Annotated in this window: 15 protein-coding genes; 9 read left to right on the forward strand and 6 right to left on the reverse strand. The window is 71.8% G+C overall.

Translation table 11 applies throughout. The features are described from left to right. Positions 1-14: 14 nt before the first annotated feature. Genes ASD10_RS04240 through ASD10_RS04260 form a run of 5 tightly spaced genes read left to right on the forward strand, consistent with a single transcriptional unit; the run spans position 15 to position 5,899 of the window. The gene (locus ASD10_RS04240) at positions 15-1,310 is read left to right on the forward strand and encodes an ABC transporter substrate-binding protein (protein WP_056605117.1); all 1,296 of its coding nucleotides are present in this window, start codon (positions 15-17) and stop codon (positions 1,308-1,310) included. A gap of 9 nt (positions 1,311-1,319) precedes the next feature. Continuing rightward, complete coding sequence (locus ASD10_RS04245; RefSeq protein WP_056609872.1) at positions 1,320-3,050, forward strand: class I adenylate-forming enzyme family protein; 1,731 nt, start codon at positions 1,320-1,322, stop codon at positions 3,048-3,050. Further along, positions 3,047-3,442: a nuclear transport factor 2 family protein gene (locus tag ASD10_RS04250; protein ID WP_056605119.1), complete on the forward strand. Its 396-nt coding sequence runs from the start codon at positions 3,047-3,049 to the stop codon at positions 3,440-3,442. The genes ASD10_RS04245 and ASD10_RS04250 overlap by 4 nt, the downstream gene beginning before the upstream one ends. Continuing rightward, complete coding sequence (locus tag ASD10_RS04255) at positions 3,442-4,971, forward strand: class I adenylate-forming enzyme family protein (protein WP_056605122.1); 1,530 nt, start codon at positions 3,442-3,444, stop codon at positions 4,969-4,971. Before ASD10_RS04250 ends, ASD10_RS04255 begins: the two co-directional genes overlap by 1 nt. Continuing rightward, positions 4,964-5,899, forward strand: a complete 936-nt coding sequence (locus ASD10_RS04260) for a nitronate monooxygenase family protein (protein ID WP_056605124.1) — start codon at positions 4,964-4,966, stop codon at positions 5,897-5,899. The genes ASD10_RS04255 and ASD10_RS04260 overlap by 8 nt, the downstream gene beginning before the upstream one ends. Here the strand turns inward: ASD10_RS04260 and ASD10_RS04265 are convergent. Further along, on the reverse strand, positions 5,892-7,424 hold the full coding sequence (locus ASD10_RS04265; protein ID WP_056605127.1) for an AMP-binding protein: 1,533 nt from the start codon (positions 7,422-7,424) through the stop codon (positions 5,892-5,894). The two genes, ASD10_RS04260 and ASD10_RS04265, sit on opposite strands and share 8 nt — an antisense overlap. Before the next feature lie 58 nt (positions 7,425-7,482). On the opposite strand from ASD10_RS04265, the gene ASD10_RS04270 reads away from it, so the two are divergent. Together ASD10_RS04270 and ASD10_RS04275 are read left to right on the forward strand one after the other, a co-directional pair. Beyond that, positions 7,483-7,857, forward strand: a complete 375-nt coding sequence (locus ASD10_RS04270; protein ID WP_056605130.1) for an SRPBCC family protein — start codon at positions 7,483-7,485, stop codon at positions 7,855-7,857. A 10-nt stretch (positions 7,858-7,867) separates the two neighbouring features. After that, on the forward strand, positions 7,868-8,164 hold the full coding sequence (locus tag ASD10_RS04275; protein ID WP_056609875.1) for a putative quinol monooxygenase: 297 nt from the start codon (positions 7,868-7,870) through the stop codon (positions 8,162-8,164). A gap of 4 nt (positions 8,165-8,168) precedes the next feature. On the opposite strand, the gene ASD10_RS04280 is transcribed toward ASD10_RS04275, so the two are convergent. Beyond that, entirely contained in the window at positions 8,169-8,645 is a 477-nt protein-coding gene (locus ASD10_RS04280; RefSeq protein WP_056605132.1) for a PGPGW domain-containing protein, read from the reverse strand. Between the two features lie 66 nt (positions 8,646-8,711). Here ASD10_RS04280 and ASD10_RS04285 point away from each other — a divergent pair, with 66 nt between their 5' ends. Continuing rightward, complete coding sequence (locus ASD10_RS04285; protein ID WP_056605135.1) at positions 8,712-9,113, forward strand: hypothetical protein; 402 nt, start codon at positions 8,712-8,714, stop codon at positions 9,111-9,113. Here the strand turns inward: ASD10_RS04285 and ASD10_RS04290 are convergent. Both ASD10_RS04290 and ASD10_RS04295 read right to left on the reverse strand, forming a co-directional pair. Beyond that, positions 9,100-9,813, reverse strand: coding sequence for a lipoate--protein ligase family protein (locus ASD10_RS04290; protein WP_056605138.1), 714 nt, complete (start codon positions 9,811-9,813; stop codon positions 9,100-9,102). The genes ASD10_RS04285 and ASD10_RS04290 overlap by 14 nt on opposite strands. A 62-nt stretch (positions 9,814-9,875) precedes the next feature. After that, positions 9,876-10,367, reverse strand: coding sequence for a MarR family winged helix-turn-helix transcriptional regulator (locus tag ASD10_RS04295; RefSeq protein ID WP_157432452.1), 492 nt, complete (start codon positions 10,365-10,367; stop codon positions 9,876-9,878). 97 nt (positions 10,368-10,464) lie between these two features. Here ASD10_RS04295 and ASD10_RS04300 point away from each other — a divergent pair, with 97 nt between their 5' ends. After that, positions 10,465-11,952 carry an MFS transporter gene (locus tag ASD10_RS04300; RefSeq protein WP_082556251.1) on the forward strand — a complete coding sequence of 496 codons (1,488 nt, stop codon included), beginning with the start codon at positions 10,465-10,467 and terminating at the stop codon, positions 11,950-11,952. A gap of 21 nt (positions 11,953-11,973) precedes the next feature. Here ASD10_RS04300 and ASD10_RS04305 read toward each other — a convergent pair whose 3' ends face one another. Both ASD10_RS04305 and ASD10_RS04310 read right to left on the reverse strand, forming a co-directional pair. Next, positions 11,974-13,008 carry a zinc-binding dehydrogenase gene (locus tag ASD10_RS04305; protein ID WP_056609877.1) on the reverse strand — a complete coding sequence of 345 codons (1,035 nt, stop codon included), beginning with the start codon at positions 13,006-13,008 and terminating at the stop codon, positions 11,974-11,976. A gap of 11 nt (positions 13,009-13,019) precedes the next feature. Continuing rightward, on the reverse strand, positions 13,020-14,537 hold the full coding sequence (locus ASD10_RS04310) for an NAD(P)/FAD-dependent oxidoreductase (protein WP_056605140.1): 1,518 nt from the start codon (positions 14,535-14,537) through the stop codon (positions 13,020-13,022). Positions 14,538-14,553: the final 16 nt, after the last annotated feature.

A 14,553-nucleotide genomic window follows, 5' to 3' on the forward strand; every position in this document is an offset into this window, starting at 1 on the left:
GAAATTGGGAACACATGAAGCGACTCGCACAGATGGTCTCGGCCGTGGCCGTGTCCACGCTCGTCCTGACGGCCTGCGGCTCCAACTCGGGCGGCTCCGACGGCGGAGGAAGCGGAGGCGGTGACGCCTCCGAGGTCGTCTCGGCCGACGACTGCGCCGACCCGGACGCGGCGACCGAGGAGATCACCAAGACGCTCAAGGTCGGCTGGACCGCCGCGACGTCCGGCCCCCTGGCCGACGCCGTCGGCAACGTCATCGAGGGCATGGAGGCCCGCTTCGCGGTCGAGAACGAGGCCGGCGGCATCGACGGCGTGCAGCTCGAGGTCGTCGTCAAGGACGACGCGTTCAACCCCGAGCGTGCCAAGGCCAACGTCGGCGAGCTGATCCAGAAGGACAAGGTCCACGTCATCGACACGTTCGGCTCGGGCCAGCTCGACGCGATCGCCGACGACCAGAACGACGCCTGCGTGCCGCTGCTGTTCGCGCAGGCCAGCGTGCCGGCGTACCGCGACATCGAGAACTTCCCGTGGACGACGGAGTACCTGCCGTCGGCCGACGTCGAGATGGGCGTCGTCGTCGAGAGCCTGAAGAAGAAGTACCCGGACGGCGCCACCGTCGCGATGGCGGTCAACCAGACCGAGTCGGGCCAGGGCGTCGCCGACGGCTTCACCAAGGCCGTCGAGGGCACCAACCTCAAGATCGTCGCCGAGGAGCCGCTGACCGACCCGAAGACCGCGGCCTCGACGCTCAAGGCCAGCAACGCCGACATCCTCGTCGACGCCGGCGTCACGACCGACTGCCTCGCGCTGAGCCAGGCCATCGGCCGCGTCGGCTGGAAGCCCGACACCGTCATCCAGCCGTCCAACTGCGCCGACGGCGCGACGCTGTACGAGCCCGCCGGCGACGCCGCCGACGGCCAGCAGATCCTGCGCTGGCTGAAGGACCCGAACAACGTCGAGTTCAAGGACGACGCGGCGGTCAAGGAGTACATCGAGCAGGCCGGCGCCAACGGGGCCGACTCGCCGCTGAACAGCTACACCGTCAACGGCTGGGCGATCGCCGACCTCATGGTCGACAACTTCAAGCGCGCCGCCGCGTCCGACGACGGTCTGTCGCGCCTGTCGATCATGCAGGCCGCCCGCACGCAGGACTACCAGCCGCCGATGTTCATCGACGGCGTCAAGTTCACGATGACGCCGACGCAGGCCCTCGGCATCCTTGCGTTCAAGCCGTACACGTGGGACGCGGCGGGCAAGACGTTCGTCGCCGCCGGGGACGTCATCGACATCTCCGACGACTACGACAAGTAGGGAGTGACGATGACGCGAGGACTGCACCCCCAGGACAAGGTCGACGACTACACCGCCAAGGGATGGTGGGCCGACGAGACCGTCGACCAGCTGTTCCGGCAGCAGGTCGCCACCAGGGGAGGTGACCTCGCGGTCGTCGACCCGGCCAACCGGCCGGCGCTCCTCGGCACCGAGCCGCGTCGCCTGACGTGGGCCGAGCTCGACGGCGAGACGACGCACCTGGCGTCCCGCCTGCTCGAGCTCGGCCTGCGGCGCGGCGACGTGCTCGGGGTGCAGGTGCCCAACACCGTCGAGCTCGTCGAGGTCTACCTCGCCGCCTGGACGGTCGGCGTCATCGTCTCGCCCCTGCCGATGCAGTACCGGGAGGGCGAGATCGTCGGCATGGCCAACCAGGCCGAGTTCGCCGCCTTCCTCTCGGTGCCCCACTTCGGCGGCCGGTCCCCGGTCGCCGAGGTGGCGGCGGTGCGCGCCGAGCTGCCGAGCGTCCGGGCCGTCATCGCGTACGCGCCCGACGCCGAGGTGGTCGGCGGCCTGCCCGCCGACGTCCTGCACGTCGCGCCCCGCGCGGCGACCGACGACGAGGCCGAGGCCGTGCAGGTGCACGTCGCGCTCGACCCCAACGACCCCAACGACTGCCTGACGATCTGCTGGACGTCGGGCACCGAGAGCGAGCCCAAGGGCGTGCCGCGCTGCCACTACGACTGGCTCGCGATCAGCTGGGCGACGGTCGACGCACCGTCGGTCGTCCCCGAGGACGTGCTGCTCAACCCGTTCCCGATGGTCAACATGGCCGGCATCAACGGCATGTTCCTGCCGTGGCTGCGCGTCGGCTGCGTGCTGGTGCAGCACCACCCCTTCGACCTGCCGACGTTCCTCGGGCAGATCGCGACCGAGCGCGTCACCTACACCGTCGCGCCGCCCGCGCTGCTGTGGATGCTGCTGCACGACGACGAGCTGCTGGCCTCGGTCGACCTCAGCAGCCTGACCCGCATCGGCTCGGGCTCGGTGCCGCTGCAGCCCGTCATGGTGCGGGGCTGGCAGGAGCGGTTCGGCATCGGCGTCATCAACTTCTTCGGCTCCAACGAGGGCATCGGCCTGCTGTCGAGCCCCGACGACTTCCCCGACCCGGACGACCGCGCGCAGTACTTCCCGCGGTACGGCGCCGAGGGCATCACGTGGTCGTCTCGCGTCGCCGAGTGGGTCGGCGTCAAGCTCGTCGACGTCACGACGGGCGCCGAGATCACCGAGCCCGGCGTCAGCGGCGAGCTGCGCATCAGCGGGCCGACGGTGTTCGCGGGCTACCTCAACGGCGACCGGCGTCCGACCCCGTTCGACGACGAGGGCTACCTCAGGACCGGCGACCTGTTCGAGATCGCGGGCGACCGCGGCCAGTTCCTGCACTACCTCGACCGGGCCAAGGACCTCGTGATCCGCGGCGGCATGAACATCGCCCCCGCCGAGCTCGAGGGGCTCATCGCCGACCACCCGGACGTCGTCGACGTCGCCGTGATCGGCGACCCGGACGAGCTGCTGGGCGAGCGCGTCGCGGCCGTCGTGACGCTCACGCCGGGCGCCGAGCTGACGCTCGACGAGCTCGTGACGTTCCTCAAGGGCAAGCGCATCGCCTCGTACAAGCTGCCCGAGCGGCTCGACGTGCGCGGCGAGCTGCCCCGCAACCCCGTCGGCAAGATCCTCAAGCGCGAGCTGCGCGCCACCTCGACCCAAGGAGTCACCGCATGACCGACGACGAGAAGCTGGCCCTCGCCCGCGAGATGTTCGCCGCCTGGGACGAGCTCGACTGGGACCGGGTCGTCGACCTGTTCGCCGACGACGGCGTGCTGCACAGCGTCATGCAGGAGCCCGTCGTCGGACGCGACGCGATCGCCGGACGCATGGCGATCCTCGGCAGCAAGTGCGAGCGGCTGACCCTGCACGTCACGGCCCTCGGCGTCATCGACGGACGCGTGTTCGTCGAGCGCGTCGACGACTTCGACTTCGACGGCCACCACGGCGAGGTGCCGGTCGTCGGCGTCCTGCGCATGGCGGACGGCCGCGTGACCGAGTGGCTGGAGTACTACGACCGTCCCACCCTGCTCGCCGGGATGGGCATCTCCGACGACTTCGGCCACTGATGGGGGCGGGCACGTGGGCGTCCGACGTCGTCGCGGCGATGACGCGGGCGGGGGACGCCACGGCGTTCCGTGGTCACGGGGTCGTCCGCTCGCACCGCGAGTCGCGTGACCGGGCCGTTCGGCTCGCCCACTCGCTGCGCGAGCGCGGAGTCGGGCCCGGCGACCGGGTCGCGCTCGTGGTCGAGGACCGCGCCGACTCGGTCGAGGCCTACCTCGCGGTGGGCCTGACCGGCGCGACGGCCGTGCAGGTCAACGACCGGCTGCAGACGTCCGAGATCGCCGAGATCCTCGACCTCAGCGCGCCGCGGCTCGTGATCCACACCGCGGGGCACGGCGAGCGGCTCGCCGACCTGCTGGCCGGTGCCGGCGTGGGCGTGGTCGGCATCGGGTGGGACGGGTACGAGGACGTCGTCACGTCCGGCTCGACGGTCGACCCGGACGTGCAGGTCGGGCCCGACGCGGCCGGCATCGTCGGCTTCACGAGCGGCACGACCGGCCTGCCCAAGGGGGTCGTGCACACGCACCGCAACCTCGAGCGGATCGTGCGGCACATGCCCGCGCACGACGGGCTGCGGTGGGGGAGCCGGTGTGCGTTCACCGGCACGCTCGCGTTCGCGGCCGGCATCTGGGGCGTCGTGCTGCCACACCTCTACGTCGGCGGCGAGCTGTCGTGGATGGCCGGCGTCGCGCCCGACGAGTGGGTCGACCGCATGGTCTCCGAGCGCACCAGCTTCACGTACGCGCCGACACCGCTCATGACGGCGTTCGCCGCCTCGGTGCGGGCGCGCCCCGAGGTGCTCGACCACCTCGACGGCGTGCTGCACTCCGGCTCGTCCGCGCCGCGCGAGGCGGTCGCCGACCTCGTCGACGCGATCGGCCACCGCTACGTCGAGACGTACGGCATGACCGAGACCGGCGCGCCCGTCACGGCGACCGTCCCCGACGACTGGCGGCCCGGCTCGACGGCGACCGACGCGTTCAGCTCGGCCGGGCGGGCGACCGCGATCTCGTCGATCGCGATCCTCGGGCCGGACGGGTCCGAGCTGCCCACCGGCGAGGTCGGCGAGATCGTCGTCGAGAGCGAGACGCTGTTCGCGGGGTACCTCGACGCGCCCGGGCTGACGGCCGAGGCGATGCCCGACGGACGGCTGCGCACCGGCGACCTCGGATCGGTCGACCCGGGCGGTCACCTCTACGTCCGGGGCCGGGCCAAGGACATGATCGTGACGGGCGGGATGAACGTGTACCCGGCCGAGGTCGAGCGGGTGCTCGCGCTGGCCGACGGGGTCGGCGAGGTCGCGGTGTTCGGCGTCGCCGACGCGCGCTGGGGCGAGACCGTCACCGCCGTGGTCGTCGCGCGCCCGGGCCGGTCGGTCGACGTCGACGCCGTCACGGCGTTCGCCCGCGAGCGGCTCGCGGGCTACAAGAAGCCCACGTCGATCCACGTCGTCGACGAGCTGCCGCGCAACGCGAGCCTCAAGGTCAAGAAGGACGTCCTGCGACACCGGTTCGAGCACGTCGATGGCTGACGTGCTCCCGCCGCCGCTCGCCGGGCTGCGGCTGCCCGTCGTGGCGGCGCCGATGTTCCTCGTGTCGGGGCCCGACCTCGTGATCGCGGCGTCGACGGCCGGCATCGTCGGCTCGTTCCCCGCGCCCAACTGCCGCACGCTCGACGAGCTCGACACGTGGATGGGCACGATCGTCGACGGCGTCGGCGGCGCCCCGTGGGCCGTCAACCTCGTGACGCACCGCACCAACGAGCGTCTCGCCGACGACCTGCGGCTCGTCGCCGAGCACCGCCCGCCCGTCGTCATCACCGCGCTCGGCTCGCCCCGGCCCGTCATGGACGTCGTGCACGGCTACGGCGGGCTCGTCATCGCCGACGTGATCGACCTGGCGCTGGCGCGCAAGGCGATCGCGGCCGGCGTCGACGGGCTCGCGTGCGTGTCGGCGGGCGCCGGCGGGCACACGGGGCACCTGTCGCCGTTCGCGTTCGTGTCGGCGGTGCGCGAGGAGTTCGACGGCATCGTGACGATCGGCGGCGGCATCACCGACGGCTTCGGCGTCGCGGGCGCGATCGCCGCCGGAGCCGACCTCGTCTCCATGGGCACCCGGTTCCTCGCGACGTCCGAGAGCATGGCGCAGGCCGAGTACAAGCAGATGGTCGTCGACCACGCCTCGGGCGACCTGGTCGTCAGCGCGGGCATCACGGGCACGCCGGCGTCGTGGCTGCGCCCGAGCCTCGTCGCGAACGGGCTCGACCCGGACGCGCTGGTGCACGAGGGCGGGCGCACGTACAACTCGTCCGACGCCCCGCAGAAGAGGTGGAAGGACCTGTGGGCCGCTGGCCAGGGCCTGCAGACCATCCACGAGGTGCAGCCCGTCGCCGACGTCGTCGCCGAGCTGGAGGAGGACATGAGGCGGGCCGCGGCCCGCCTCACCCCCTGGGTCAGTTGACCTGGCGGTCGTGGCCCTTCCAGAACTCCTCGCGGAGCTTGAACTTCTGCAGCTTGCCGGTCGCGGTGCGGGCGAGCTCGTCGCGGAAGTCGATGCGCTTGGGGCACTTGTAGCCCGCCAGGTGCTCGCGGCAGTGGGCGATCAGGCCCGCCTGGTCGACGGCGTCCTCGTCGGGGTCGAGCACGACGAGCGCCGTGATGAGCTCGCCCCACTTCTCGTCGGGGATGCCGATGACCGCGACCTCCTTGACCGACGGGTGCGACATGAGGGCGTCCTCGACCTCGATCGACGAGACGTTCTCGCCGCCCGTGATGATGACGTCCTTCTTGCGGTCGGCGATCGTGACGTAGCCGTCCTCGATCGTGCCGCCGTCGCCGGTGTGGAACCAGTTGCCGGCCTGCGCGTCGGCCGTCGCCTCGGGGTTCTCCCAGTACGACGCGAGGTTGTGGTTCGACTGGGCCAGCACCTCGCCGGAGTCGTCGATGCGCATGCGCACGCCGACGGCCGGGGCGCCCGCGCGTCCGAGGTTGACGGCCTGCTGGTGCGGGTCGAGGTCGTCCCACTCGGCGCGCATGCGGCTCATGGTCAGCAGCGGCGACGTCTCGGTGAGGCCGTAGATCTGGATGAACTCCCAGCCGAGCTCGTCGCGCACCCGCTCGATGGTGCGGGTCGGCGGCGGGGCACCGGCCACGATGATGCGGACGCGGTCGCGTCCGGGGATCTCGCCCTCCCACGTCTTCGCGGCGTCGAGCGCCGACGCGACGACGGCCGGCGCGGCGCACATGTACGTCACGCCGTGGCGCTCGATGCGGCGCAGGATCTCGGTGCCGTCGATCTGCCGGATCACGACGTGCGTCGCGCCCATGCCGGTGGCCGTGAACGGGTGGCCCCAGCCGTTGGCGTGGAACATCGGCAGCGTGTGCAGGTAGACGTCGCGGTCGGACACCGACGCCTGCCACCCGAACACCGTCGCGTTGAGCCACAGGTTGCGGTGCGTCAGCTGCACGCCCTTGGGCCGGGCGGTCGTGCCGGACGTGTAGTTGATCGTGGCGGTCGCGTTCTCGTCGCCGTCCCACGGCTGCGGCTCGGCGGACGAGGCCCAGATCTGGTCGTCGTCCTCGCCCAGGACGAAGGCGCGGACGCCGTCGATCTCGTCGACGAGGTGGCGCAGGTCGGGGTCGACCAGCATGACCTCGGATCCGGAGTGCTCAATGATGTAGCGGATCTCGGCGACCGCGAGCCGGAAGTTGACCGGCACCAGCACGCGTCCCCAGCCCGAGACGCCGTAGAACGACGTCAGCAGCCGGGCCGAGTTGTGCGACACGATCGCGACGCGTCCACCGACCGGCACGCCCATCGCGTCGAGCGTCGCGGCCTGCGAGCGGGCGCGGCGGCCGAGCTCGGCGTACGTGATCTCGCCCCACGAGTCGGCGGGCTGGTCGGGCTCGTCGATCACGGCGACGCGGTCGGGGTAGACCGTGGTCGCGCGATCGAGGAAGTCCATGACGGTCAGCGGGTAGTGCACGGTGGCCTCCTGTGGCGTGGGTCACCCCATTGTGCCCACGTCGCCTAGGCTCGGTCGCATGGGTCCGTCGGTGTCACGTGAGATCGCCAGTCCGCCCGAGGTGGCGTGGCGTCTGCTGACGCACGTCGACGACTGGCCGCGGTGGGGGCCGACGGTCGCCGGTGGCACGGTGCCCGGTGGCGTCATCGGCCCCGGCGCCACGGGCACCGTCCGCACCGCCGTGGGGGTCAGCCTGCCGTTCACGATCACCGAGTTCGAGGACGGACGCTCGTGGGCGTGGTCGGTCGCCGGCGTCCCCGCGACGAAGCACCGCGTCACGCCGACGGACGGCGGGTGCGTCGTGTCGTTCGAGGTGCCGTGGTGGGCGCCGGGATACCTCGTGGTGTGCGCGCTGGCGCTGGTGCGGATCGAGCGGCTGGCCGCTGCGTCGTAGGGTGGGCCGCATGGCCATCATCGCGACGCTCGACCTCCGCTTCGACCCCACCCAGCTGGACGAGGCACGGACGGTGATCAACCGCGTGCTCACCGAGACGCGTGCCTTCGACGGCAACCTCGGCGTCGACGTCCTGGTGGACGCCAACGACCCCGCGCACTGGATCGCGTACGAGACGTGGGAGTCGCCCGAGGCCGACGCCGCCTACCGCGAGTTCCGTGCCGGACCGGGTGCCGTCACCGACATGCCGCCGCTGCTGGCCGCCGCCCCGGTGCTGACGTGGTTCGAGGTCGACGACTCGCTCTGAGCCGTCAGTCGTCCTCGGGGGTCGAGACCCGCACGGCCTCGCCCTCCGGGTCCTCGACGCCGCGGAACCGCTTGAAGCTGTAGACGATCGTCGCGAGGGCCAGCAGGCATGACGCGATCAGGGTGCCGCCGGTGCCCCACCCGCCGACGAGCCACCACTTGTCGGCCACGGGCCACCAGCCGGGTGCGTCGGGCCGGATGCCCCAGAAGACGCCGATCGCGGCGAGCGCGAGCGCACCGGCGACGCTGCCGAGGATGCGCGGCCACGTCTGGACGCTCTGGGCGGCCGACTTGAGCGCCATGACCTCGATGGGCCGCACGCGTCGCTCGGCCCACTCGTACTGCTGCGACAGGATCGCGAGACCGGCGAAGACGCCCAGCAGGCCGGGGCCGGGCAGGATCAGGGCGGCGATGCCGGCGACCAGCAGGAGCCAGCCGAGGGCCTCGAAGGCGATGCGGCGTGCCGTGCTCTGCGTCGTCATGCGAAGACGCTACAGGGCAGCGCGAGCCTGCGCCGAGCGGAATGCGGGGCGTGATGGGATGGCCCCATGCGATTCGCGGCGGTGGCACTCCTGCTCGTCCTGGGGGCGTGCAGCGGCGGATCGTCGGAGCCTGCCGGCCAGGCGACCACACCTGCGCCGGCCGCGGGCGCGCCGACCAATCCGCCGCCGACCGGCACCCCCGTGCCGGAGGCGCTGTCGGACTTCCGCTGCGAGGCCGACGGCACCGGCACCTACACCGCGACGGGCGCGCTGGCCAACGACACCAAGGCGCCCGTGACGTTCCAGGTGACGGTCAACGTCGGCCTGCCGGCGGCGACGCCGCAGTCCGCCGTGACGAAGCAGGTGCCGAAGGTCAAGGCGGGCGGGTCGACGACGTTCGAGATCGTCAAGATCCCCGTCGCCGCCGAGGGCGGCACGTGCCACGTGCAGGTCGTCACGACGAAGTAGCCGCGGCCCGAGCCCAGGCGTCGACGTCGAACGGGACGTCCGTGGGCGGGGCCTCGGCCGCCTCGGCTGCCAGCCCTGCCACCCACGGGTCGAGTGGCTCGTCGGTCGTGCCCAGGCGCTGCCGGTAGTCGTCCGCGAGGGCGGCGGCGACCTGTGCGGGGGTCAGGTCGGACCGCACGTCCCTCAGTCCGCCGATCGTCGACTCCTGCAGGTCGTAGCCCAGGGCCTCCGAGACCGCGACGATCACGTCGTGCACCCGGTCGGACGTCGCGACCTGCACGACGGTGCTGAACAGCGAGCCGGTCGGCGTGATGCGCTGGGCCGAGCCGACGACCTTGAACCGTCCGCCGACGTTGACGCTGAACTCACCGGGGCAGTACTCGCCCTCGACCTCGCCGACGCGCGCGTCGACGCCGAGCGACCTCAGCACCCGGGCGTGGTGGTCGGCGTTGAGGGCGAACGAGTCGCGGCCGTCGACGTGGTCGACCACGACGGCGCCCTCGTCGTACGCGACCATCCGGCCGCCGGGGGAGCGGACCGCGGTCGCGAAGCCCGCGTCGTGCGCGATCGCCGCGGCGCGCGCGATGCCCGGCGAGCGGGTGTCGCGGCGGGTGAATGCGACGGTCGGCCCGTGCGGGACGTAGACGTGCACGAGCTCGCGCCACGGGGCGTCCGCCGCCCGCAGCAGCAGGGCCGGCACGGTCAGCTCGGCGACCGCCGGCCACGTCGGGCCGGCGGGGTGGCCGACGACCAGGTGTGCGGTCAGGACGCGGGGACGTCGGCGTCGGGACCGCGCGCGATGCGGCCGAGGATGTCGACCAGCACGGCCCGGTCGCCGGCGCTCACGCCGTCGAGCGCGCGGGCCTCGGCCTCGTCGCGGGCGACCGCGAACGTCGCGTAGACGCGTCGGCCGGCATCGGTGATCTGCGGGATGCGGACGCGACGGTCGGAGGGGTCGACGGTGCGGACGACGAGCTCCTGCTTCTCGAGGCGGTCGAGCACCGTGATCAGCGTCGTCTTGTCGACGCACACCACGCGGCTCAGCTCGAGCTGCGTGCGCTGCTGGCCGTCGTCGAGGGCCGCCAGCACGAGCCAGTCACGGGCGTCGTTGAGACCCATCTCGACGGCTGCGCGGTCGAGGTAGATCGTGACCTGGTTGACGGCCGCGTGCAGCAGGATCGTGAGGTCGTCCGGGAAGCTCTCGCACGCCGTCATCGGCTTGGTCGTCGTCCGATCGGCCTGCACTGCTCCCATGCCCGGACGATATCCCCTCGCAGCAACATGGTCAACGTCGGATTAGTCACACTCAGATCATCTCGACTCGGACGATCTCGAATCGTACGGTGTGGACATGACCTCTCCTCTCTCCACGACGTCCACGGACGTCGACCCGCGGCGATGGCTGGCGCTCGTCGTCATCGCGGTCGCGCAGCTGATGGTGGTGCTGGACGCCAGCATCGTGAACATCGCCCTCCCGTCCGCCCAGGAGGCGCTCGGCATCTCCGACGCCAACCGCCAGTGGGTCGTGACGGCCTACGCCTTGGCGTTCGGCGGCCTGCTCCTGCTCGGCGGCCGCGTCGCCGACTTCGTCGGCCGCAAGCGCGCCTTCATCATCGGCCTGGTGGGCTTCGGCATCGCCTCGGCGGTCGGCGGCCTCGCGCAGAACCAGATCGAGCTGTTCGGCGCCCGCGCGCTGCAGGGTGCGTTCGCCGCGCTCATGGCTCCCGCGGCCCTGTCGCTCATCACCGTCACGTTCACCGAGCCCAAGGAGCGTGCCAAGGCGTTCGGCGTCTACGGCGGCATCTCCGGCGGTGGCGCCGCGCTCGGACTGATCCTCGGCGGCGTGCTGACCGAGTACGCGTCGTGGCGCTGGACGCTGCTCGTCAACACCCCCATCGCGATCGCGACGGCGGTCGCCGCCTACCTGCTCGTGCGCGAGAGCCGCGCCGAGGGCAAGGCCCGCTACGACATCCCCGGCGTCGTCACGAGCACCCTGGGTCTCGGCGCCCTCGTCTACGGGTTCACCATGGCGTCCGAGGACGGCTGGTCCTCGGCCGGCACGATCTCGCTGCTCGTCGCGGCGGTCGTCCTGCTGGTCGCCTTCGTCGTGATCGAGATGAACACGGCCGAGCCGCTGCTGCCGCCGCGCGTGTTCACCGAGCGCAACCGCGCCGCCGCGTTCCTCGTCTCGCTGCTGCTGGGCCTCGCGCTGTTCGGGATGTTCCTGTTCCTCGTCTACTACATGCAGGGCACGCTCCAGTACTCCGCCGTGAAGTCGGGGCTCGCGTTCCTGCCGTTCAGCGTCGGCGTCGTGATCGGCGCCGGCGTGGCGAGCGGCTTCCTGCCCCGCGTCGGACCGCGTCCGCTGATGGTCGGCGGCACGGTCATGGCCGCGATCGGCATGGCGCTGTTCACGCAGATCACGGTCGACGACAGCTACCTCGCCGTCGTCCTGCCCGCGCAGATCGTCATGAGCATCGGCATGGGTCTGGCCTTCGTCGCCCTCTCGAGCACCGCGCTCGTGGGCGTCGAGGACCACGACGCCGGCGTGGCCAGCGCCCTGGTCAACACGACGCAGCAGGTCGGCGGATCGCTCGGCACGGCCCTGCTCAACACCATCGCGGCGTCGGCCACCGCGGGCTACATCACCGCCAACGGCGTCGCCCAGACGCCCGAGGGCCTGGTGCACGGCTACACGGTCGCATTCACCTGGGGCCTCGGCGCGCTGATCTTGGCTGCCGTGCTGTCGCTGGTGCTCGTCACCAAGCAGCGTCCCGCCGCGACCGACGAGGGCGACGAGACGCCGTTCGAGCACGCCGAGGAGCTCGTCGTCATCTGAGCGGCACCGGGGTGCCCCGTCCTAGGGCTGGACCAGGATGCGGACGGGGCTCCCCTCGCGCTCGTGCAGGATGCGGATGCCCTCGGTGACGTCCTCGAGCGGGACGATGCCGCTGATCGAGCGGCTCAGGTCGAGGCGGCCGGTCGAGACGAGGCGGGCGAGCGTGCCGATGTCGGCGAGCTCGTAGCCCAGGTGGCCGAGCACCTGCTTGCGGCTCAGGTTGAACCACACGCTGGCGCCGAGGCCCCACTCCTCGTCGCTCATGCCGACGCCGACGAGGCGTCCGCCGTTGCCGAGCGAGGCCATCGCCTGGTCGAAGGTGACCTTCAGGCCGACGGCGTCGAAGGCGACGTCGAGACCCACCCCGCCCGTGATCTCGAGGATCTTCGCGGCGAGCTCGGGGTCGCGCGAGTCGAGCGCGAGGTCGGCGCCCAGGTCGAGGGCCCGCTGCCGCACGGTCTCGTCGAGGTCGATCGCGACGATCGGGCTCGCGCCGACCAGGCGGGCCAGCTGGACGACGTGGGTGCCGACGCCGCCGGCTCCCCAGACGCCGACCGACTCGCCGACCCGCACCTGGCCGGTGTGCACCACCGCGCCGTACGGGGTCGACACGGCGTCGGCCAGGATCGCGGCCTGCTCCATCGAGACGTTGTCGGGGATGCGGGTCAGCCCCAGGGCCTGGGCGACGGTGTACTCGGCCCATGCACCGTCGTACGCGAACGCCATCAGCTGCAGCGCCGTGCAGTGGCCGTAGTCGGCCCGCAGGCACTGGTGGCACTGCCCGCACGGCCGTCCGGAAGCGGGCACGACCCGGTCGCCGACCGACCACCCGACGACGTCCTCGCCGATCTCCGCGATCCAGCCCGAGGCCTCGTGACCCTGCGTGACGACCTGGGGCCCCATCGCCGGGAACGTGCCGTCGAGCAGCGACAGGTCGGAGTGGCAGATGCCGCAGAACGCGACCTTGACCAGCACCTCGCCCGGTCCCGGGGTGGGGATCGGGACGTCGGTGACCTCGAACGTCAGTGTCGCGGTGTCGAGGCGCTGGGCGCGCATCGTGCCGGCGCTCACGAGGCGGCCTCGACGCGGGCCTCGACCGGCGTGACGGGGGCGAGCGTCTTGCCGAGGTCGGTGCGCATCGTCGTCAGCGAGTCGAGCACGTAGTTCTGGCGGACGCGCCACGGTCCGCTGTCGCCCTGCCGCGGGAACGAGTCGATCGAGCGCTGGACGTAGCCGGCCGCGAGGTCGAGCAGGGGGCGCTCGGTCAGGGGGCGGTCGGGGCGCGGCGCCACGGCCGCGTAGCCCTTCTCGTCCATCCAGCCCAGCACCTTGCACACGAGGCGGTGCGACAGGTCGGCCCGCAGCGTCCACGACGCGTTGGTGTAGCCGATGCAGACCGCGAAGTTCGGCACGCCGGTCATCATGGCGCCCTGCCACACGAACTGCTCCGACAGCGGGACGGTCACGCCGTCGACCTGGGGCTTGATGCCGCCGAAGGCCAGCAGCTTGAGGCCCGTCGCGGTGACGACGACGTCCGCCTCGAGCACGCGGCCCGACGTCAGGCGGATGCCGTCGGGGACGAACGAGTCGATCGTGTCGGTCACGATCTCGGCGTCGCCGTTCTTGAGGCTCTTGAACAGGTCGCCGCTCGGGACGGCGCACAGGCGCTGGTCCCACGGGTCGTACGACGGCGTGAAGTGGTCGGCGACCATCTGCTCGTCCTTGAGGATCTTGGTCGTCAGGCCCAGCAGGATCTTGCGCGCCTGCTGCGGACGGCGGCGGCAGAACTGGTAGAACGCCGTGCCGAACGCGATGTTCTTCGAGCGGATCAGGGTGTGGGCGACGTCGGCGGGCAGGTGGTCGCGCAGCCAGTCGGCCTTCTTGTCGCGACTCGGGACGGCGCTGATCCACGTGGGGCTGCGCTGCAGCATCGTGACGTGCGCGGCGCGGCCCGACTGCTCGCCGTCCTTCGTCATGGACGGGATGAGCGTCACGGCCGTCGCGCCGCTGCCGATCACGACGACGCGCTTGCCGGCGTAGTCGAGCTCCTCGGGCCAGTACTGCGGGTGCACGACCTCGCCGGCGAAGTCGTCGATGCCGGGGAACTCGGGACGGTACGTGTCGTCGTAGTCGTAGTAGCCGGCGCACGAGTAGAGGAAGCCGCACGTCATGGTCGACTCGACGCCGTCGCGCGACAGCGTCAGCGTCCACCGCGAGTCGGTGGTCGAGAAGTCGGCCGACACGACCTTGGTGCCGTACCGGATGTGCTCGTCGATGCCGAACTCGTCGGCCGTCTCGCGGATGTACTCGAGGATCGTCGGTCCGTCGGCGATCGACTTGGCGTCGCGCCACGGCTTGAACTGGTAGCCGAGCGTGAACATGTCGCTGTCGGAGCGCACGCCCGGGTAGCGGAAGAGGTCCCACGTGCCGCCCATCGTGTCGCGCGACTCGAGGATCAGGTAGCTCTTCTCGGGGCACTCGGTCTGGAGCCGGTAGCCGGCCCCGATGCCGGACAGGCCGGCGCCGACGACGACGACGTCGACGTGCTGGGGCAGCGGCAGGGCGGTGGCGTCGGAAGAAGTCATGCGTCCAGTCTGCTCC

The sequence above is a fragment of the Aeromicrobium sp. Root472D3 genome, assembly GCF_001426485.1.
Taxonomy (GTDB): Bacteria; Actinomycetota; Actinomycetes; order Propionibacteriales; family Nocardioidaceae; genus Aeromicrobium.

What these genes read in the sequence shown, in the direction of transcription:
- ASD10_RS04270 (WP_056605130.1), top strand. Translation starts at nt 7,483, where the DNA reads ATGGGTCCGTCGGTGTCACGTGAGATCGCCAGTCCGCCCGAGGTGGCG.
- ASD10_RS04295 (WP_157432452.1), bottom strand. Translation starts at nt 10,367, where the DNA reads ATGGGAGCAGTGCAGGCCGATCGGACGACGACCAAGCCGATGACGGCG.
- ASD10_RS04300 (WP_082556251.1), top strand. Translation starts at nt 10,465, where the DNA reads ATGACCTCTCCTCTCTCCACGACGTCCACGGACGTCGACCCGCGGCGA.
- ASD10_RS04250 (WP_056605119.1), top strand. Translation starts at nt 3,047, where the DNA reads ATGACCGACGACGAGAAGCTGGCCCTCGCCCGCGAGATGTTCGCCGCC.
- ASD10_RS04240 (WP_056605117.1), top strand. Translation starts at nt 15, where the DNA reads ATGAAGCGACTCGCACAGATGGTCTCGGCCGTGGCCGTGTCCACGCTC.
- ASD10_RS04260 (WP_056605124.1), top strand. Translation starts at nt 4,964, where the DNA reads ATGGCTGACGTGCTCCCGCCGCCGCTCGCCGGGCTGCGGCTGCCCGTC.
- ASD10_RS04310 (WP_056605140.1), bottom strand. Translation starts at nt 14,537, where the DNA reads ATGACTTCTTCCGACGCCACCGCCCTGCCGCTGCCCCAGCACGTCGAC.
- ASD10_RS04255 (WP_056605122.1), top strand. Translation starts at nt 3,442, where the DNA reads ATGGGGGCGGGCACGTGGGCGTCCGACGTCGTCGCGGCGATGACGCGG.
- ASD10_RS04285 (WP_056605135.1), top strand. Translation starts at nt 8,712, where the DNA reads ATGCGATTCGCGGCGGTGGCACTCCTGCTCGTCCTGGGGGCGTGCAGC.
- ASD10_RS04305 (WP_056609877.1), bottom strand. Translation starts at nt 13,008, where the DNA reads ATGCGCGCCCAGCGCCTCGACACCGCGACACTGACGTTCGAGGTCACC.
- ASD10_RS04275 (WP_056609875.1), top strand. Translation starts at nt 7,868, where the DNA reads ATGGCCATCATCGCGACGCTCGACCTCCGCTTCGACCCCACCCAGCTG.
- ASD10_RS04280 (WP_056605132.1), bottom strand. Translation starts at nt 8,645, where the DNA reads ATGACGACGCAGAGCACGGCACGCCGCATCGCCTTCGAGGCCCTCGGC.
- ASD10_RS04245 (WP_056609872.1), top strand. Translation starts at nt 1,320, where the DNA reads ATGACGCGAGGACTGCACCCCCAGGACAAGGTCGACGACTACACCGCC.